We start from the raw sequence: 18724 nt of genomic DNA, 5'->3' as shown, positions 1-18724 counted from the left end.
GGCCGTAACGCGGGCCGGGGCCGGGGCGATGAAGGGGTCGAGAGTCAGCGGCTACCTGAACCCCCGAGCAGGCAGTCGCTGACTCTCGTCATGTCCCGGCGGCGGCACGTGTGCCGGAGCGCTCCTGAACGGGCCCCGGTCCGGCGCCCGTGGACCTTGCCGCCGCCGCCTGACCTCTGTCCCTACCCGTCGTCCGCGTCGCTCGAGCCTCAGGACTTTCACGTTTACGTGAAAGTCCAGTACTTTGCCCGGCAGATCTGCCGTGGTGAGTACCGGACTTTCACGTAAACGTGAAAGTCCTGGGACGCCTGGGTCGGAACTCGCGCGGTCAGCCCAGAGTGCGCGGGTCGGCCAGCGGCCACCCGCCGAGCGCCAGCCGGGTCCGTACGCGGAGGACGTCCTCCTCGCGCGGCAGGTCGTCGCTGATCTTGGTGATCAGGGTGCCGATGTCGGCGTCGTCGATCGGGAGCCGGCCCTGGCCGACCAGCTGCGCCGCGACCGCGCGCACCTCATCGCTGCTCAGCCGACGCGACAGCACGGCGAGCAGCGGGACGTAGTCGGCCTCGGGGACCCCGTCGGGGTAGCCGGCCTTGAGCCAGCCGACGACGGAGGTGACCCAGCTGGTCAGACCCACGGTCAGTCGAGCGTGTCGGCCAGCGGCCAGCCGCCGGCGGCGAGGCGGGCGGACACTCGGCTGACGTCCTCCGGGGTCGGGGACTCGGACAGCTGGCGGGCGACCAGCTCCTCGATCTCCGCCTGCGTGATCGGGTCGTCGCCGCGGGTCTCGAGCGCACCCGGCGCCGTGAGGTCCCGCACGATCTCGCGGGTCTGCTCCTCGGTGAGGCGCCGACGGAGCAGCGCGATCAGCGGGAAGCGGTCCTGGCGCGGGATACCGTCGGGGTAGCCGGCCTCGAGCCAGTGCAGGACGCGGAGGGCGACGTTCGGCTGGTCGGTTCCGCCGACGTCCGCCGTGGTGCTCCCGGTCGTCGTCATCGCGCTCAGCTCCCGAAGATCTTGATGCCGAAGCCGCTGGCCACGACGAGGAAGATGCCGCCCAGGATCGCCGCGACGCAGACCGCGAACAGCACGGTGGAACCCGCACGGCCCGCCCCGGTGGGCGGCGTGGTGTACGTGACGCCGTCGGCGGCCAGCGTGCGGCCGGTGCCGAGGGCCTTGATGCCCAGCGCGAAGACGGCCGGCAGGCCGGCGCCGAGGACGATCCCGGCGACCAGCACCTGCCAGAGGGCCTCGAAGGCCTTCAGAAAGATCTCACCCATGATGTTCTCGTTGCCTTTCGGGCGGTCAGACGTTGACGGGGGTCTTGGACTCGGCCGTGACGCCCTTGGGGTGGAGGCCGCCGTCCCACTCCTCGTTGACGTTGTTCGGGTCGATCTTGGTCTTGCGCGAGTGACGGAACATCAGCCCGGCCACGACGACCAGGATGACGAACACCAGCCCGGTGCCGAGGGCACCGCCGACGCCGTGCGCGATGGCCCAGCAGATCGCACCGACGACCGCGGCGGCGGGGAGCGTGATGACCCAGGCGATCGCCATCCGGCCCGCGACGCCCCAGCGCACGGTCGCGCCCGGCCGTCCGACCCCGGAGCCCAGGATCGAGCCGGTGGCGACGTGCGTGGTGGAGAGCGCCATGCCGAGGTGGCTCGAGGACAGGATCACCGCGGCCGAGGCGAACTCGGCGGCCATGCCCTGTGGGGAGCTGATCTCGACCAGGCCCTTGCCGAGCGTGCGGATGACGCGCCAGCCGCCGATGTAGGTGCCGGAGGCGATGGCCACCGCGCAGGCGATCTTCACCCACAGCGGGATCCCCTCACCCGCGGTCCAGCTGCCGTACGCGATCAGGGCGAGCGTGATCACGCCCATCGTCTTCTGTGCGTCGTTCGTGCCGTGCGCGAGGGCGACCAGCGAGGCCGAGCCGATCTGGCCCCAGCGGAAGCCCTTCTCGCGCGGACCGGTGGCGACCGCGGCGGTGATCTTGAAGACCACCCAGGTGCCGATCGCCGCCACGAGGCCGGCGACGACGGGGGAGAAGAAGGCCGGCAGGATCACCGACGACACGACGCCGTCCCACTTGACGCCGTCCAGGCCGAGCGCGGCGATGGCCGAGCCGATCAGCCCGCCGAACAGCGCGTGCGACGAGGACGACGGCAGACCGAGGAGCCAGGTCAGGACGTTCCAGAGGATCCCGCCGACGAGCCCCGCGAAGATGATCGTGAGGATCGGCACCCCCATCAGCTCCGGGACCGGCGCGCCGTTGGCCCCCTGGATGTGGATGATCTTGTTGCTCACCGTGAGGGCGACCTGGATGCTCAGGAACGCGCCGACGAGGTTGAGGGTGGCGGCGAGGAGCACGGCCGTCTTGGGCTTGAGGGCTCCGGTCGCGATGGACGTGGCCATCGCGTTGGCGGTGTCGTGGAAGCCGTTGGTGAAGTCGAACGCCAGGGCGGTGATCACGACGATCGCGAGGATGAACAGGGCTTCGGTCACAGCGTCGATGGTGCTGGTCCGGAGCTGTGGATATCCACCCCGGAACGGCCCCCGGAGCATGGTTCATTCATTGTTCATCTATCCGTACGGCACCGGACACCACTCACCCTGGGAACGGTCCCGCACGCCCTCCCGACGAGGTCAGGTGAGGTAGAGCAGGGGGGTGCCCGGCAGCCGGGCGGGGACCTCGGTCTCGAACCAGGACCGCAGCTCGCGCATGGTGTCGCGGGGGTAGACGTACTTCACGCCGCCGAACTTGGAGCGCTTCTGGCTGCGGGCCGACTCGTCCATCTCGAGCCGGGTCTTCGGGTACCACGAGAGCAGCACGTCGCGGCTGCCCGGCGTGAAGCGGTGCGTGATGACCTCGACCGTCAGGTCGACGGGATGCCCGTCCGCGGCGGCCACCGGGGCGAGCGAGGCCCGGACGTCGTCGAGCAGCTGCCCGTACGCGTCCCGCCAGCCCTCGACGGGCATCACCGGGGCCACGGTCAGCCCGACCGGGTAGCCGGCGGCCGCGAGGGTGGCCAGCGCCTGCAGCCGGCCGGGCATCGGGGCCGTCCCGCCGTCGAAGCGGGCGGCCACCTCGGCGGCGTTCACCGAGAAGCGGGCGCGGGTGCGGCCGCCGTGGTCGAGCCCGGCGAGCTCCTCCACGTCGTCGAACTTGGTGGTGAACCGCAGGCTCACCCCGTCCCCGTACGCCCCGGTGCCGACGCGCTGGACGGCGGCCGCCAGCGACCCGGTGACGTGCTCGATGCCGAGCGGGTCGGTGTAGCAGGACAGCTCGAAGGTCGTGCCCTCGTGGCCCCGAGCGGCCGTGCCGCTCGTGACGGTGCCCTGCCCGGCGAGCTCGCCGATCGGCGCGAGCACCTCGTCGAGGTTGGCGAAGACGCGGGTGACCGGAGGTCCGCTCAGGGAGCCGGCGAGGTAGCAGTACTGGCAGTGCGCCGGGCAGCCGCGGGCGAGGTCGATGCGCCAGTCGGCGCTCGGCGGGATCGGCTGCGGCTTGCGGGCGCTCGGTGGCGCCACCACGAGGGCGAGCGTCGACTTGGCCCACGCGTACGTCTCCCGCTCGGAGGCGCCCTTCGGGGCGCTGACCCGGCCGACGACGTCGATCTCCTCGACCCCGGCCGCCGTGGCGCGGCGCAGCACCTCGGCGGTGTGCGGGAGGTCGACGGCCGCCTTCATGACGAGCACGCGGCGGGGCAGCCAGCGCCGCGGACGCGACGTCCGGACGGGGTCGGGCGCGGTCGCGGAGACGTCGGTCAGGGGCAGCAGGGTGGTCAGCGTCAGCCTCGGGAGGGGGAGGAGCAGGATGGGCCCACGTCGCACGTACGGGGGACAAGGAAGTCATTTCCCGTGCAACTACTTGCTCAGGCGATACATCCAGGATAGTCGTGTGGTGCCGGTCGGCGGAGCGCGCTCGGGGGATCGTGCCTCGCCGACCGGAGCTTGGGGGGCGGGAGGCCGGCCCCCGGAACGGCGCCACCGCCCCGCGGGGCGGGCGGTCCGGCCGGGGGTCGGGACCGGCCGCAGCAGGGCGGGCCGGACAGCGACGGGGCGACGGCCGAAGGAGGGGACCTCGGTGACCAGGGCTCTCGACGTGCCCCGGAACGGGTCCTGGCTCTCGCGCCCGGGTCCGGCGACCCCCATCGCCCACGACATGACGGCGATGATCCACCGGATCCTCGCCGGCTACGCCGTGGTCGGGCTGCTGCCGGGCGTGCCGGCCCTGCTCGACCAGGCCCCGGGACTGCCGCGACCCTGGCTGGTCGCCGTCTGCGCGGTGCAGGCCGTGGTGGTGGTCGGGATGCTCGTCCTGGCCGTGCGCGGCCGGGCGCTGGGCGGCTGGCTGCTCGCGTTCGCCGTGCTGACCCTGGCCGCCGTGCTGACGCTGAGCCCGATGGCGGCGCCCGACACCTACCCCTTCCTCTGGTTCCACGTCGGTCTCGCCGTGGTCTGCGCCTCGGTCTGGGGCGGGCTGCGGGTGGGTGCGGCGTACGCGCTCGTGCTGGCTGCGGCCTGGACCGTCCTGCGGCTCGCGGGTGGCACCGAGCTCGTCGAGGCCGTCGTCGAGGGCCTCTTCGGCACGTCGGCCGGGCTCGTGGTCGGGGTCATCGCCCTCGGCATGCTGAGCGCCGCCCGCACGGCGGACGAGCTGGGCGCACGGCTGCGCGACGAGGGTGTCCGCCAGGCCGTCGAGCGCGCCCTCGCCGACGAGCGCGCCCGCCTCGATCAGCTGATCCACGACGACGTCATGACGACCCTCACCGCCGCCGTCCAGAGCAACGGTGCCGCGACGGCGCGGGCGACGGCCCAGCTGGCGCGCGAGACGCTCGCCAAGGTCGACGCGCTGCGCGACGCGGCGGTCCCGAGGGGTGCGCTCTCGGTGCCGGTCCTGGCCAGCCTGGCCGAGCAGACGGCCCGCCGGGTGAGCCCCGACGTGGTCTACGTCCAGCATCTCGCGGACGGGGTGGCCGCGCTCCGGGTCCCCGACCAGGTGTCGGAGACCCTGCTGAGCGCGGTGCGGGAGGCCGTCCGCAACGCCGTGCGCCACAGCGGCGCGTCGACCGTGGCGGTGCGCTTCGACGCCGACCCGCCCGGGGACGAGGTCGCCCTCGTCGTCCAGGTGCGCGACGACGGCAGGGGCTTCGCGCCCGACCGGCTGCCGCCCGACCGGCTGGGCGTACGGGTGTCGATGCTCGAGGCGTGCCGGCAGAGCGGGCTCGACGCCGACCTGACGAGCGTGCCCGGGCGGGGGACCGTCTTCACCCTCACCTGGACCGGCTCCGCCGACGCCACCGCCCGGGTCGTCCCGGTCCCCGACGAGGAGGAGCCGCGGCTGCCGGTCGACTTCCCGGCCGCACGGTTCACGGCGGTCACCTGGGTCGCGCTCGCGGTGAACCTCGCGGTGGGGGCGGCGACGGCCGGCGTCTACCGGGCGCTCGTGCCGCTCGTCGTGGCGATGGTCCTGGCCGTGCTGGCGACGGCGCTCGTGCTGCGGCCCGGCGACGGGCTGCGGCTGAGCCGGGGGACGGCGGCCGGGGCGGTCGCCGCGGTCGCGGGCCTGTGCGCCGCGATGACCCTCACGGTCCCGCAGCCCGCGCTCGGGATCCTCGTCTGGCACCTCTTCTCCGTCCAGCTCGTCCTCGTGACCCTCGTCGTCCGCCGGCGGGCGGGCTGGGCGCTGCTCGGGCTCGCGATCACCGAGGCCAGCGTGCTGCTGTGGTCCCTCACCGGCCCCGACGGCTGGGCCGGGGTCCTCAGCTGGGGTGCCGGCCCGGTGCTGTTCCTCGTGATGGCCGTCCTGGTGAACCGCATCCTCCGCACGATCAGCCGGCGGCAGGTCGCGCTGCGCCGCCAGGAGGACGCGGCCATCGACGCGTCGGTGCGCCAGCACGTCGCGCTCGTGCAGCGGGCGCTCTGGGTCGCCGACCTCCGGTCCCAGGCCCGCACGATCCTCGTGCGGCTGGCCGGCTCCACCGACCCGGTGCCCGAGGACCTGCGGGCCGAGGCCCTGCTGCTGGAGGCGACGCTGCGTGAGTCGCTGGTGGCCCGCAACGTGATGAGCGACGAGCTCGCCGTGCTCACCGAGGGCGCACGGCGCCGGGGGGTCGACGTCCGGCTCGTCGACAGTCGCCACTCGACGGTTCCGCCCCGCATCGGGCAGGCTCTCCTCGACACCGTCCGTCGGGCCCTCGCGGTCGAGTCGGTCTCGCGTCTCGTGGTGCGGCTCGCTCCCGAGGACGGGACGACGTCCGCGTCCGTGCTGAGCGAGGATGCTGCCGGCACGCACCTCGTACGCCTCGACGCGTCGGGGTTCCTGATCACCTCGGAGGTGGAGACGCGTGGTCGCTGATGCGGCACCGATCACGGTGGTGGTCGCCGACGACCACGACGTGGTCTGGATCGGGCTCGTCGGGGCCGCCCGGCTCGGCTCGGGCCGACCGATCCGGCTGCGCGGGCACGTCACCAACGCCGCGGCGCTGGTCGAGATCGTCGAGGCCAACCCGCCCGACGTCGTCGTGCTCGACCTCGCGCTCGGCGACGGCTCCGAGCCCGGCGCCACCGTCGCCACGGTCGTGGCGGCGGGCAGCCGGGTGCTCGTCTACTCCGTCCTGGACAACCCGCGCCACGTCCGGAGCGCGCTGGCGGCCGGCGCGCACGGGCTGAGCCGCAAGTCCGAGCCGATCCAGCTCACGTTGGACAAGCTCCGGCAGGTGGCGCAGGGTCAGACGCTGGTGTCGGCCGAGATCCTGTCGATGATCGACGGCGACGCCGACTTCGTCCGGGCCCGCCTGAGCGAGCGCGAGCGCGAGGTGCTCGTCCTCTACGTCTCCGGGCTGGAGATCTCCCAGATCGCGTCCCAGCTCTTCGTCACCGAGAACAGCGCCCGCGAGTACCTGCGCCGCATCCGGGCGAAGTACAGCGAGGCCGAGCGCCCCGCCTCGACGAAGGTCGACCTCCTCCGCCGGGCGATCGAGGACGGCATCGTGCCGCCCATCGAGCCCAGGTGAGCCCCCGCCCGCCCCGTGCGGCGCGGCTCCCGCCGGGGCGGGTCAGCGTCCGGCGAGCGCGCCGCCGATGCCGCCGACGCTGAAGTAGCGGTTGAGCACCCCGAAGACGACCAGCGGCGGGAGCATCGAGATCACCGCGATCACCGGGGAGGAGCCCGGTCCGGCCAGGGCCAGGCCGAGCGTGTAGCTCGCCTCCGAACGCAGGAACACCAGCGCGATCCAGTAGTCGTTCCAGGTCAGCAGGAACACGTACACGGCCGCCGACAGCACGCCCGGCAGGGCGTTGGGCAGCACGACCCGCAGGAACCCGCCCAGCACCGAGCAGCCGTCGATCCACGTCGCCTCCTCCAGCTCCACCGGGATCGAGTCGAGGTGGCTGCTCATCATCCAGGTGGCGACCGCGACCGACATGCCGACGTAGACCACCATCACCCCGGGCAGCGTGTCGTTCAGGCCCAGCGAGGTGAACAGCACGAACAGCGGGACCGTGAAGAGCAGGATCGGCAGGGACTGCAGGCCGAAGATCAGCAGGGCGAAGCCCCGGACCCCGCGACCGCGACCGCGCGACACCACGTAGCCGGCCGGCGCGGCGACGGCGATCGACACGACCACCGTCACCGACGTCACCAGCAGGCTGTTCGTGAGCCAGGTCCGCACCGCCGGGCTCGACAGGGCGCGGACGACCGCGTCGAGCAGGGCGAGCGCCCCGCCCGGGGCGCCCGTCCTCCGGTCGGGCCCGAAGGCCCGCCAGACCGGTACGCCCACGGGCACGAGCACCACCGCGGTGACGAGCAGCAGCACCAGGGAGCGCGACCAGCGGCCGAGCGCGCTCGGCGCGGAGGCGGCGCTCAGGCGAGCGCCGCGCTGACGACCTCGCGGGCGGCCTCCTGGACCTGGGCGAGGTGCTCGGGCCCGCGGAACGACTCCGCGTAGATCTTGTAGACGTCCTCGGTGCCCGACGGGCGGGCGGCGAACCAGGCCGACTCCGTGGTCACCTTGAGGCCGCCGATGGCCGCGTCGTTCCCGGGGGCGCGGGTGAGCTTGGCGGTGATCGGCTCGCCGGCGAGCTCGGTCGCGGTGACCGCCGACGGGTCCAGCTTGGCCAGCTTCGCCTTCTGCTCGCGGTCGGCCGGGGCGTCGACCCGGGCGTACGCCGGCGTCCCGTGCCGCGCGGTCAGGTCGCCGTAGAGCTCGCTGGGCGAGCGGCCGGTGACGCCGCGGATCTCGCTGGCCAGCAGGGCCAGCAGGATGCCGTCCTTGTCGGTGGTCCAGGTGCTGCCGTCGAGGGCCAGGAACGACGCGCCCGCCGACTCCTCGCCGCCGAAGGCGACCTCTCCGGTGCGCAGGCCCGGCACGAACCACTTGAACCCGACCGGCACCTCGATCAGCTTCCGGCCCAGGTCCTCGGCGACGCGGTTGATCATGGACGAGGACACGAGGGTCTTGCCGATCGCCGCGTCAGCGCGCCAACCCGGGCGGTGCGCGTACAGGTAGGAGATGGCGACGGCGAGGTAGGCGTTCGGGTTCATCAGGCCGGAGTCGGGGGTGACGACGCCGTGCCGGTCGGAGTCGGCGTCGTTGCCGGTCGAGATGTCGTACGCGTCCTTGTTGCGGATCAGGCTGGCCATCGCGTTGGGCGAGGAGCAGTCCATCCGGATCTTGCCGTCGGTGTCGAGCGTCATGAACGCCCACGTCGGGTCGACCCTGATGTTGACCACGGTCAGGTCGACGCCCAGGTGCTCCGCGATGTACTCCCAGTACTGGATGCTCGCCCCGCCCATGGGGTCGGCGCCGATCCGCACCCCTGCCTCGCGGATCGCGCGGAGGTCGAGGGCGTTCACGAGGTCCTCGCAGTAGGCGCCGAGGTAGTCGTGGCGGTGCACGTCGCCCACGACCTCGCTGTAGCGCTTCCGGCGGATGCCCGACGGGTCGGCCAGCAGCTCGTTGGCCCGCCTGGCGATGGCCGAGGTGGCGTCGGTGTCGGCCGGTCCGCCGTGCGGCGGGTTGTACTTGAAGCCGCCGTCGCGCGGCGGGTTGTGCGACGGGGTGACGACGATGCCGTCGGCCTGCGGCTGCCCGGCTGACAGCGCGGCGTTGTGGACCACGATCGCCCGCGACACGGCCGGCGTCGGGGTGTAGTCCTCCTCGTTCTCGGCCAGCAGCGTGACGCCGTTGGCCATCAGGACCTCGGTCGCGGTGATCCAGGCCGGCTTCGACAGCGCGTGGGTGTCCTTGCCCAGGAAGAGCGGGCCGGTGATGCCCTGCTGCGCCCGGTACTCCACGATCGCCTGCGTCGTCGCGGCGATGTGCGCGTCGTTGAAGGCGACGTCCAGGCTCGAGCCCCGGTGGCCGGAGGTGCCGAAGGACACCTGCTGGTCCGGGTTCGACGGGTCCGGCACGAGGTCGTAGTAGGCGCCGATGACCGCGTCGACGTCGATGAGGTCTTCGGGGAGGGCCGGCTGGCCGGCACGAGGGTGAGCCATGGGGGTCATTGTGCCGAGCACGGGCGGGGGCACGACCTGGGGTCCCCGGAACGGGTCGGACGGTGCTGGCCCGGCCTGGGACACTGGACCGCATGAGCACGTCCAGCTTCAGCCGTCCCGGAGCCATCGACCTGTCCCAGCTCGCCGCGCGCGCCAAGGCGGGCCCGCCCGCAGGTGCGCCCGGCGCCCCCGCGCCCGCCGCACCGGCCGGCGGGGCGTCGTACGTCCTGGAGTCCACCGAGCAGACCTTCGAGAACGACGCGATCCGCCCGTCCACCCAGCACCCGGTGGTCGTCGAGCTCTACTCGCCCCGCGTGGCCACCGGCCAGCAGCTCTCCGACGCCCTCGCGGCCGTCGCGAACGCCTCGGAGGGTCGCTTCCTGCTCGTGCGGCTCGACGTCGACGCCGCCCCCGGCATCGTGCAGGCGCTCCAGCTGCAGGCCGTGCCGACGGTGCTCGCGATCATCTCCGGGCAGGCGGTGCCGCTCTTCCAGGGCGTGCTCCCGCGCGACCAGGTGCAGCAGGCCGTCGACCAGGTGCTCAAGACGGCCATCGCCAACGGCATGGTCGGGCGCGCGCAGCCGGTCGCGCCCGGGACGGGTCCCGCCGGGGCCGGTCCGGACGACGCCGACGAGGCTCAGCCCGACCCGCGGTTCGCCGCGGCCGACGAGGCCCTGGCGGCCGGCGACTTCGCCCGGGCGCGCGACGAGTTCGACCTGCTGCTCAAGGCCAACCCGAACGACGCCGAGGCCGCGCTCGGCCGGGCGCAGGCCGGGCTGTTCGCCCGTGCGTCCGTGCTCGACCCCCAGGACACGCTGACCCGGGCGGCCGACGTCAAGGACGCCGCCGCCCAGCTCGACGCGGCCGACCTCGAGCTCGTCAGCGGCCAGGTCGACGAGGCCTTCGAGCGGCTGCTCGGCGTCGTCCGGCGCGGCGGGCCCGACCGGGAGACCGCGCGGGTCCGGCTGCTGGAGCTCTTCGAGACCGTCGGCCCGACCGACCCGCGGGTGCTCGCCGCCCGCCGCGGCCTGATGGCGGCCCTCTTCTGATGCGGGTGCGCGTGCTGGCGGCTGCCACCACGCTCGGGGCAGCGCTGGTGCTGTCCGCCTGCTCCGGCAGCCCGGACCCCGCCCCGGTGCCTGCCCCGTCGGTCGCCTCCACGCCGGTGCCGTCCTCGGGGTCGGCGAGCCCCACGGACCCTGCGGCGGCACCGGCGGTCACGCCGATCCCGGGCCCGGGTCGCGAGGCCCCGGCCACACCCGGAGCGGTCCCGACCCTGCCGGTGGCGGAGTGCCTGGTGGGGCGGTACCAGCTCGTCCGCTTCGTCGCGGTCGGCGGCTCGACCTACGGCACCGGGCAGGGCGGCGACGTCACCGTCGCCTTCGACGACGGGCGCTACACGCTGGCGGGCGCCGGCGAGCGGCCCATGGTCGTCACGGCGGGCGGCCAATCCGGCGACCTGCGCGTGGACGGCGAGGTGCGGGGGACGTACGCGCTGAAGGGCGGCACGGCCACCTTCACGAGCGGGTCGACCTCGGGCGGCGGCACGCTCGACGACGGGTCCGGCGGGCAGGCGCAGCGGCTGACGATGAAGCAGGTCGACAGCGTGATCGGGCTGGCCGGCGACGGGAAGGTCGCCTGCACGGCGCAGGCGATGACCATCACGCTGAAGGCGATCCGCCTGGAGCTCGGCCGGGTCTGACCCGCTGGCCCCCCGACAACGCTCCCTGAGCCTGTCGAAGGGCCCGGAACGGGTCGGCGTTCTCTGGAAGCGTGGGACGCCGACCTCTCCGAGGCCCTTCGACAAGCTCAGGGGGCGTGCGTCGCTCACCCGTCGAGTCCCGCCTGCCCGATGAGTCCGGCCCACCCGGCGAGTCTCGGTGGGGGTACCGGGACGGGAGGGCGGAGCAATGACCGGAGGACCACGGCTCGACCTGCGCACGGGTGGGCAGCGGACGTTCCTGCACGTGCTGCTGAACACCCTGGTGGTGTCGGTCATGAACTTCACGCTGTGGTTCGCGGTGACGTTCTGGGTGTTCCTCGAGACCCGGTCGGTCTTCGCCACGGGGATGATCGGCGGCATCTTCCTGGTCGCCGCCGTGCTGACCGGGATCTGGTTCGGCAGCCTGGTCGACCACCACCGCAAGAAGGCGGCGCTGCAGGTCTCGTCGCTGGCGTCGCTGGTGCTCTACGCGGCCGCGACCGTCCTCTACCTGCTGACCGCGCCCGAGACGTTCCGGCGCACCGACAGCGTGGCGCTGTGGGTGTTCGTGGTGCTCGTCATGCTCGGTGTCGTGGCGGGCAACATCCGTACGATCGCCACGGTCACGCTCGTCACGCTGCTCGTGCCGGCCGACCTGCGCGACCGCGCGAACGGCCTCGTCGGCACGGTCTCCGGGGTCGGGTTCCTGGTCACCTCGGTCATCAGCGGGCTGCTGGTCGCCGCCGCGGGCATGCGCTACGCGCTGCTGCTCGCGCTCGCGGTGCTCGCGGGGGCCCTGGTGCACCTCGCCCTGGTCCGGATCCCGGGTGACGTCCCCGGCGCCCTGCCCGACGCGGACGCCGCGCCCGACGCCGCGGCCGTGGCCCTCGACCGCCGGGTGGACCTGCGCGGGACGCTGCGGCTGGTGCGGGGCGTCCCGGGGCTGATGGCCCTGATCCTGTTCTCCTGCTTCAACAACTTCCTCGGTGGCGTCTTCCTGGCGCTGCTCGACGCGTATGGGCTGTCGCTGATGGCCGTGCAGGCGTGGGGGCTGCTCTGGGGCGTGCTCAGCACGGGTGTGATCATCGGGGGGCTGCTGGTCAGCCGCATCGGGCTGGGGACCAACCCGGTCCGCACCCTGCTCCTCGCGAACGTCGTCCTGTGGGGCGTCACGTGCCTGTTCCCGCTGCGCTCGTCGGTCGTCGTGCTCGCCGTCGGCATGTACGCCTACATGCTGCTGATGCCCTTCGCGGAGGCGGCGGAGCAGACCGTGCTGCAGCGGGTGGTGCCGTACGAGCGCCAGGGCCGGGTCTTCGGCTTCGCGCAGAGCGTGGAGCAGGCCGCAGCCCCGCTGACCGCGCTCCTGATCGGGCCCGTGGCGCAGTTCGGCGCGATCCCCTTCATGACGGACGGCGCGGGCGCCGCGGCGATCGGCGGCTGGTTCGGCACCGGTGCGGACCGGGGGATGGCGCTGGTGTTCGTGGTCACCGGCGTGCTCGGCCTCGCCGCCTCGCTCGTCGCCCTGGGCAGCCGTTACTACCGGCGCCTCAGCGAACCCTTCGAGCACCAGGAGGACCCGGCGACGGCTCCCGGGGTCGGCGTGGAGCTCGGTCGGGCCTGACGGAGCCGGCGCGCTCGCCGGGCTCCGTCAGGCGCCGACCCGGTCTCAGACCTCGGGGTCGTCCTTGCCCTGGAGCGACCGAGTGAGGCCGCCGTCGGGCCCGATCTCCTCGGCCGGCGCCTTCGGGGCGGCGGGCGTCGCCTCGCGCAGGTTCGTGCGACCACCGGAGCGGCGACCGCCGGCCTGCTCGGCGACGGTCAGCGCCCCGCCGCCCTGGCCGGCCTCGGTCGACGCCTCGGGGGAGACGGCCTTGGCGGCGGCGAGCGTGCCCGCCTCCACCGCCTCCGGGTCGGCGTGCTCCTCCGTCGGCTCCGGCGTGAAGCTCAGCCAGACCGCGCCGAGCGGCGGGATCGTGACTCGCGCGGACGCGGCGTAGCCGTGCGACGGCACGTCCACCGCGACGACCTGCCCGAGGTTCCCGAACGCACCCGTGCCGTCGTAGACGGTCGCGTCGCTGTTCAGGATCTCCTTCCAGACCCCGGCCACGGGCAGGCCGATCCGGTAGTCCGAGCGGGGCTCGGAGGAGAAGTTCGTGACGCAGGCGATCATCTCGCCGTCGCCGTCGTAGCGCAGGAACGAGAAGACGTTCCCGCCGGCGTCGTCGGCGTCGATCCAGGAGAAGCCGGACGGGTCCGTGTCCAGCTTCCACAGCGCCGGGTGCGCGCGGTAGACCTCGTTGAGGTCCTTCACCAGGCGCTGGACGCCGTGGTGACCAGGTTCGGCGCTCTGCCACCAGTCGATGCTGCGCGCCTCCGAGAACTCACGCTTCTGCCCGAACTCCGTCCCCATGAACAGCAGCTTCTTGCCCGGGTGCGACCACATGAAGGAGTAGAACGCGCGCATCGTGGCGAACTTGCGCCAGTCGTCCTGCGGCGCGCGCTCGTACATCGAGCCCTTGCCGTGCACGACCTCGTCGTGGCTGATCGGCAGGATGAAGTTCTCGGAGTAGGCGTACGCCATCGCGAACGTCATCTCGTGGTGGTGGTACTGCCGGTGCAGCGGCTCCCGGCCGTAGTAGCGCAGCGAGTCGTTCATCCAGCCCATGTTCCACTTGAAGCCGAAGCCCAGGCCGCCCTGGTCGACCGGCCGCGTGACGCCCGGGAAGGACGTCGACTCCTCGGCGATGATCATGGTGCCGGGCTCCCGGGCGTACGCGTGCCTGTTCGTCGCGCGCAGCATCTCGATGGCCTCGAGGTTCTCCCGGCCCCCGAACTTGTTCGGGATCCACTGGCCCTCCTTGCGGGAGTAGTCCAGGTAGAGCATCGAGGCGACGGCGTCGACCCGCAGGCCGTCGATGTGGTACTCGTGCAGCCAGAAGTAGGCGTTCGAGACGAGGAAGCTTTTCACCTCGTTGCGGCCGAAGTTGAAGATGTAGGAGCCCCAGTCGGGGTGCCAGCCGAGCTTCGGGTCCTCGTGCTCGTAGAGCGCGGTGCCGTCGAAGCGCTGCAGCGCCCAGGGGTCGGTGGCGAAGTGCCCGGGCACCCAGTCGACGAGCACGCCGATGCCGGCCTGGTGCAGCTTGTCGACCAGGTAGCGGAACTCGTCGGGGGAGCCGAACTTGCTCTGCGGGGCGTAGTAGCCGGTGATGTGGTAGCCCCACGAGCCCTCGAACGGGTGCTGCGCGACCGGCAGGAACTCGACGTGGGTGTAGCCCTGCCAGCTGACGTACTCCACCAGCTGCTCGGCCAGCTCGACGTAGGTCAGGCCCTTGCGCCACGACCCGATGTGCACCTCGTAGATGCTCATCGGCTCCTGGTACTGCTTCTTCTCCCCGCGGTACCACATCCACTGGTCGTCGCCCCAGGCGTACTGGCTGTTGTAGACGATCGAGGCGGTGTGCGGCGCGGCCTCGGCGAACATCGCCATCGGGTCGGCCTTGAGCCGCCAGACGCCGTCGGCGCCGAGCACCTCGAACTTGTAGAGGTTGCCGGTGCCGACGCCCTCGACGAACAGGGCCCAGACCCCGGAACCCGGCACGAGGGTCAGCGTGTGGCCCTCGCCGTTCCAGCCGTTGAAGTCGCCGACCACGCGCACGGTCTGCGCGTTGGGGGCCCACACCGAGAAGCGGGTGCCGGTGAGGTCACCCCGCTCGTCGTCGTGGACCGTCGTCTCGTGGGCGCCGAGCCGGCGCCAGGCCTCGGTGTCGTGGCCCTCGTGGAAGCCGCTCAGGTCCCATCCGGTCAGGTTGCCGCTCGGGTCGTGGCTCATGCGAGCTCCTCCGGGTTCGATACGTCAGGTTCTTGGGGGTCGTGCGGGGCCGGGCCGGTGCGGCTCATGGGCCCGTCGTGCCCGAGGGCGGGGCGGCCAGGGTCGCGACCGCGCCGAGCGGGATGCCCACCCAGTCGGGCCGGTTGCGCACCTCGTAGACGACCTCGTAGACCGCCTTGTCCGCCTCGTACGCGGCCAGCAGCCCGGCGTCGTCGGCGCCGAGGCCCCGACCGCCGGTGTAGCCGGACAGGAAGGCGTCGCGGCAGCCGTCGCGCCAGGCGCCCGACGCCTCGCCGGGCACGCTCGCCGCGGCGTAGTCGAAGGAGCGCATCATCCCGGCGACGTCGCGCCAGACCGAGTCCGGCGCGACGCGCTCGGCCATCGTCTTGGCCGGCTCACCCTCGAAGTCGATGATCTTCCAGCCCGAGGGCGTGTGCAGCGTCTGGCCGAGGTGGAAGTCGCCGTGCACGCGCTGCGCGTCCAGCTCGGTGCCGGCGAGGGCGCCGAAGCGGGCCCGCAGGCCGTCCGCGTACGGGGCGAGCGCCGGCGCGACCGCCCGGGCCGCGGCGAGGCGCTGCGTCATGGTGGCGGCGACGTCGGACCCGGCCTGCGTCGCGGTGCCGAACGCGGTGCGCAGGGCCTCGTGGACCTCCGCCAGCGCCCGACCGAGAGCCTCGGCGTGCGTGGCGAACCCGACGTCGGAGCCCTCCGGGGAGCCGTGCTCCCGCGCGGCCCCGCGGGTCTCGGACTCGAGCGAGGCCAGAGCGAGGTCCCAGCCGTCGACGGCGTCCGCCAGCTTCTCCACGCACATCGCCAGGTCGGCGCCGAGGACCTCGCCGTCGCGCGTCCAGGTCGCCTCGACGGACCCGAACAGGCGGGCCACGTCGGTCATCCCGGCGTCGTTGAGCGCCTCGTGCACCTGGATGTCGAGGTTGCGGCCCAGCTCGAGGCGACGGAACAGCTTGAGCATCGCCACGTCGCCGAACATCACCGAAGTGTTGCTCTGCTGGCCGCGGAAGACCTGGGGCTCCAGGTCGGGGGTGAGCGCCGCGGCGTCGCGCAGGTGGAACCGCACGCCGCCCTGCTCGTCGCCGACCGACGTCCCCGCGAGCAGCGCCTGCAGCAGCACCCGGGCACCGCCGACGTCCTGCGTGGCGTCGTAGACCACCGTGCCGCCGTCGACGTAGAGCTCGGTCGCGCCGGAGAGCCCGGCGGGCAGGCGGTGGTGACGGTGGGCGAGGGCCAGCTGGTAGTGCTCGACGCCGGGGGTGGGGGCGTCGGCCGCCCCGTCGCCCGGGGCGCCCGTCTCGTCGGGGTAGGCCACCTCGAGCACCGCGAGCCGGACCCGCGGCACCTCCTCATCGGCGCCGTCCGTCTCGTCGGCAGCGCCCGCCGCGTCGCCCGGGGGCGGCGGGTCGTTCAGCCACGGCAGCGGCGTGAACGAGCGCAGCTCGGGGCGGCGGCCCTTGCCCGCGAACCAGCGCGCGCCGGTCACCACGTGCATCAGCGACGCGGCGGCGGCCGGGGGCAGGCCCGTGGGGGAGCCCTCGGGGGGACCGGCGACGTCGGCGGCGGCGGCCGTCACGCGGCGCCCTGCCCGTGGCGGACGACCGTGAGGACGTGGGCCGGGTCGTCGTGGGTCAGACGGACGAACGCGCGCTGGCCCCACCGCCAGGTCTGGCCGGTCAGCTCGTCGTGCACCAGGTAGACGTCGCGGCTCGACAGGCCGAGCGCCTCCATGTCGAGCACGACCTCGGTCTCGACGACCTCGTGCGGGTCGAGGCTGACGACCACGATGACGACGTCGTCCGCACCGGCGCCGGTCGGGTCGACCGCGCGCTTGGAGAAGACGAGCGCCTGCTCGTGGGCCGCGGAGTGGAAGTGCAGGTCCCGCAGCTGCTGCAGGGCCGGGTGCTCGCGGCGGATCTGGTTGAGCCGGCCGAGCAGGAGGTTGAGGTTCTCCCCGCTCTCGGCGGCGGCCTGCCAGTCGCGCGGGCGGTACTGGAACTTCTCCGAGTCCAGGTACTCCTCGCGCCCGGGCCCGAGCGGCGCGCTCTCGAAGAGCTCGAACCCCGAGTAGACGCCCCACAGCGGCGAGAGCGTGGCGGCGAGCACCGCGCGGATCGTGAACGCCGTCGGCCCGCCGGTCTGCAGGTAGAAGGGGTTGATGTCGGGGGTGTTGACGAAGAAGTTCGGGCGGAAGAAGCTGTCCGTCTCCGTCGACAGCTCGGTCAGGTACTCCTCGAGCTCCCACTTCTCGTTGCGCCAGGTGAAGTAGGTGTACGACATGTGGAAGCCGACCTTGCCGAGCATGTGCATCATCGCCGGGCGGGTGAACGCCTCGGCGAAGAACAGCACGTCCGGGTCGGTGCGGCGCACCTCGCCCAGCAGCCAGGCCCAGAAGTCGACCGGCTTGGTGTGGGGGTTGTCGACGCGGAAGATCCGGACGCCGTGGCTCATCCACAGCCGCAGGATCCGCAGGCTCTCCGCGTAGATCCCGTCCTTGTCGTCGTCGAAGTTGATCGGGTAGATGTCCTGGTACTTCTTCGGCGGGTTCTCCGCGTACGCGATGGACCCGTCGGCGCGGTGCGCGAACCACTCCGGGTGCGTCGTGACCCACGGGTGGTCCGGCGAGGCCTGCAGCGCGAAGTCCAGCGCGACCTCCATCCCGAGCGAGCGGGCCTTGGCCACGAACGCGTCGAAGTCCTCGAACGTGCCGAGGTCGGGGTGGATGGCGTCGTGCCCGCCCTCCACGTTGCCGATCGCCCAGGGCGAGCCCGGGTCGGCCGGCCCCGGCGTCAGCGTGTTGTTCGGGCCCTTGCGGAACGACGTCCCGATCGGGTGGATGGGCGGCAGGTAGATCACGTCGAAGCCCATGGCCGCGGCGGCCTCGAGGCGCTCGTACGAGGTCGCGAAGGTCCCCGAGGTCCAGGTCTGGGTGGCCTCGTCGAACGTCGCGCCCTGCGAGCGCGGGAAGAACTCGTACCAGGAGGCGTAGAGCGCCTCGCGACGGTCGACGAACACCGGGTACTCGGGGGTGGGGGAGACGAGCTCGCGCGGCCCGTACTGCAGCATCGCCGCGCGGACGTCGGGGGCGAGCACGTCCGTCAGCCGGTCCTCGACCTGCTGGCCCTGCTCCAGCGCACGGGCGGCGCCGCGCAGCCGGGCGGCGGGACCGGGCGCCCCGTCGGCGTCGGCCCGGTCGGCCGCCGCGGTGAAGAGCGCCTTGCCCTCGGTGCAGACGAGGTCGACGTCGATGCCCGCCGGGATCTTGATCTCGGCGGTGTGGACCCAGGTCTCCCACGGGTCGCTCCAGCCCTCGACGCGGAAGGTCCAGGGGCCCTCGACGTCGAGGACCACCGTGGCGGCCCACCAGTCGAAGCCGAGCGGCGTGGTCGGGTGCATCGGCTCGGACCGCTCGGTGCCGTCCGGCGCCGTCAGCACGACGGTCGCGTTCACGGCGTCGTGCCCCTCTCGGAACACGGTCGCCCGGATCGGCACGGCCTCGCCGACCGTCGCCTTGGCCGGGTAGGCGCCGTTCTCGACGACGGGCGACACCTTGGTCACGGGGATGCGGCCGATCCGCGCTCCCAGCCGGGGCTGGGCGGAGCTCGGGTCGGACGTCGGGATGGACGGGTCGGGACCCACGTCGGTCAGGCTCACCCCGCCAACTTATCGGTGCGGAGCGGGT

Annotated in this window: 15 protein-coding genes; 5 read left to right on the top strand and 10 right to left on the bottom strand. The window is 73.1% G+C overall.

Going from position 1 to position 18724, the window contains the following annotated elements:
* Positions 1-328 precede the first annotated feature (328 nt).
* From ABD665_RS03665 to ABD665_RS03645, 5 genes are all read right to left on the bottom strand, one after another.
* Complete coding sequence (locus ABD665_RS03665; RefSeq protein ID WP_204912183.1) at positions 329-634, bottom strand: DUF3349 domain-containing protein; 306 nt, start codon at positions 632-634, stop codon at positions 329-331.
* A gap of 2 nt (positions 635-636) precedes the next feature.
* Positions 637-993 (bottom strand): DUF3349 domain-containing protein, encoded by a 357-nt coding sequence (locus ABD665_RS03660; RefSeq protein WP_204912184.1) that lies wholly within the window; start codon positions 991-993, stop codon positions 637-639.
* A 5-nt stretch (positions 994-998) separates the two neighbouring features.
* On the bottom strand, positions 999-1277 hold the full coding sequence (locus ABD665_RS03655) for a hypothetical protein (protein ID WP_204912185.1): 279 nt from the start codon (positions 1275-1277) through the stop codon (positions 999-1001).
* A gap of 25 nt (positions 1278-1302) precedes the next feature.
* Positions 1303-2505 (bottom strand): inorganic phosphate transporter, encoded by a 1203-nt coding sequence (locus ABD665_RS03650; protein ID WP_204912186.1) that lies wholly within the window; start codon positions 2503-2505, stop codon positions 1303-1305.
* 141 nt (positions 2506-2646) lie between these two features.
* Entirely contained in the window at positions 2647-3834 is a 1188-nt protein-coding gene (locus ABD665_RS03645) for a spore photoproduct lyase family protein (RefSeq protein ID WP_344741090.1), read from the bottom strand.
* Between the two features lie 253 nt (positions 3835-4087).
* Between ABD665_RS03645 and ABD665_RS03640 the strand changes: the two genes are divergently transcribed.
* Together ABD665_RS03640 and ABD665_RS03635 are read left to right on the top strand one after the other, a co-directional pair.
* Entirely contained in the window at positions 4088-6361 is a 2274-nt protein-coding gene (locus tag ABD665_RS03640) for an ATP-binding protein (protein WP_204912187.1), read from the top strand.
* Positions 6351-7019 carry a sigma factor-like helix-turn-helix DNA-binding protein gene (locus tag ABD665_RS03635; RefSeq protein ID WP_204912188.1) on the top strand — a complete coding sequence of 223 codons (669 nt, stop codon included), beginning with the start codon at positions 6351-6353 and terminating at the stop codon, positions 7017-7019. Before ABD665_RS03640 ends, ABD665_RS03635 begins: the two co-directional genes overlap by 11 nt.
* A gap of 42 nt (positions 7020-7061) precedes the next feature.
* On the opposite strand, the gene ABD665_RS03630 is transcribed toward ABD665_RS03635, so the two are convergent.
* Together ABD665_RS03630 and pgm are read right to left on the bottom strand one after the other, a co-directional pair.
* Positions 7062-7820, bottom strand: a complete 759-nt coding sequence (locus ABD665_RS03630) for an ABC transporter permease subunit (RefSeq protein WP_204912189.1) — start codon at positions 7818-7820, stop codon at positions 7062-7064.
* Positions 7821-7867: 47 nt separating this feature from the next.
* The gene (gene pgm, locus ABD665_RS03625; protein WP_204912190.1) at positions 7868-9502 is read right to left on the bottom strand and encodes a phosphoglucomutase (alpha-D-glucose-1,6-bisphosphate-dependent); all 1635 of its coding nucleotides are present in this window, start codon (positions 9500-9502) and stop codon (positions 7868-7870) included.
* A 92-nt stretch (positions 9503-9594) separates the two neighbouring features.
* Here pgm and ABD665_RS03620 point away from each other — a divergent pair, with 92 nt between their 5' ends.
* The 3 genes from ABD665_RS03620 to ABD665_RS03610 all read left to right on the top strand — a co-directional run bounded on the left by ABD665_RS03620 (position 9595) and on the right by ABD665_RS03610 (position 12825).
* A complete protein-coding gene (locus ABD665_RS03620) occupies positions 9595-10551 on the top strand; it encodes a tetratricopeptide repeat protein (RefSeq protein WP_204912191.1) in 957 nt (318 codons plus the stop codon).
* Positions 10551-11204, top strand: coding sequence for a hypothetical protein (locus ABD665_RS03615; RefSeq protein ID WP_344741086.1), 654 nt, complete (start codon positions 10551-10553; stop codon positions 11202-11204). The genes ABD665_RS03620 and ABD665_RS03615 overlap by 1 nt, the downstream gene beginning before the upstream one ends.
* Before the next feature lie 208 nt (positions 11205-11412).
* Positions 11413-12825: an MFS transporter gene (locus ABD665_RS03610; RefSeq protein ID WP_204912193.1), complete on the top strand. Its 1413-nt coding sequence runs from the start codon at positions 11413-11415 to the stop codon at positions 12823-12825.
* Positions 12826-12870: 45 nt separating this feature from the next.
* Here ABD665_RS03610 and glgB read toward each other — a convergent pair whose 3' ends face one another.
* The 3 genes from glgB to ABD665_RS03595 form a co-directional block, all read right to left on the bottom strand.
* The gene (gene glgB, locus ABD665_RS03605; RefSeq protein ID WP_204912194.1) at positions 12871-15033 is read right to left on the bottom strand and encodes a 1,4-alpha-glucan branching protein GlgB; all 2163 of its coding nucleotides are present in this window, start codon (positions 15031-15033) and stop codon (positions 12871-12873) included.
* 64 nt (positions 15034-15097) lie between these two features.
* The gene (locus ABD665_RS03600; RefSeq protein ID WP_344741083.1) at positions 15098-16618 is read right to left on the bottom strand and encodes a phosphotransferase; all 1521 of its coding nucleotides are present in this window, start codon (positions 16616-16618) and stop codon (positions 15098-15100) included.
* Positions 16615-18663: an alpha-1,4-glucan--maltose-1-phosphate maltosyltransferase gene (locus ABD665_RS03595; protein ID WP_344741912.1), complete on the bottom strand. Its 2049-nt coding sequence runs from the start codon at positions 18661-18663 to the stop codon at positions 16615-16617. Before ABD665_RS03595 ends, ABD665_RS03600 begins: the two co-directional genes overlap by 4 nt.
* Positions 18664-18724 lie beyond the last annotated feature (61 nt).

Source organism: Microlunatus spumicola (assembly GCF_039536445.1).
Classification (GTDB): Bacteria; Actinomycetota; Actinomycetes; order Propionibacteriales; family Propionibacteriaceae; genus Microlunatus; species Microlunatus spumicola.
This window is presented reverse-complemented; position numbering and strand designations above follow the sequence as displayed.

Excerpts from the sequence above, each read along its gene's own strand:
- ABD665_RS03615 (WP_344741086.1), top strand. The coding sequence starts at position 10,551 with ATGCGGGTGCGCGTGCTGGCGGCTGCCACCACGCTCGGGGCAGCGCTG.
- glgB (WP_204912194.1), bottom strand. The coding sequence starts at position 15,033 with ATGAGCCACGACCCGAGCGGCAACCTGACCGGATGGGACCTGAGCGGC.
- pgm (WP_204912190.1), bottom strand. The coding sequence starts at position 9,502 with ATGGCTCACCCTCGTGCCGGCCAGCCGGCCCTCCCCGAAGACCTCATC.
- ABD665_RS03655 (WP_204912185.1), bottom strand. The coding sequence starts at position 1,277 with ATGGGTGAGATCTTTCTGAAGGCCTTCGAGGCCCTCTGGCAGGTGCTG.
- ABD665_RS03620 (WP_204912191.1), top strand. The coding sequence starts at position 9,595 with ATGAGCACGTCCAGCTTCAGCCGTCCCGGAGCCATCGACCTGTCCCAG.
- ABD665_RS03610 (WP_204912193.1), top strand. The coding sequence starts at position 11,413 with ATGACCGGAGGACCACGGCTCGACCTGCGCACGGGTGGGCAGCGGACG.
- ABD665_RS03660 (WP_204912184.1), bottom strand. The coding sequence starts at position 993 with ATGACGACGACCGGGAGCACCACGGCGGACGTCGGCGGAACCGACCAG.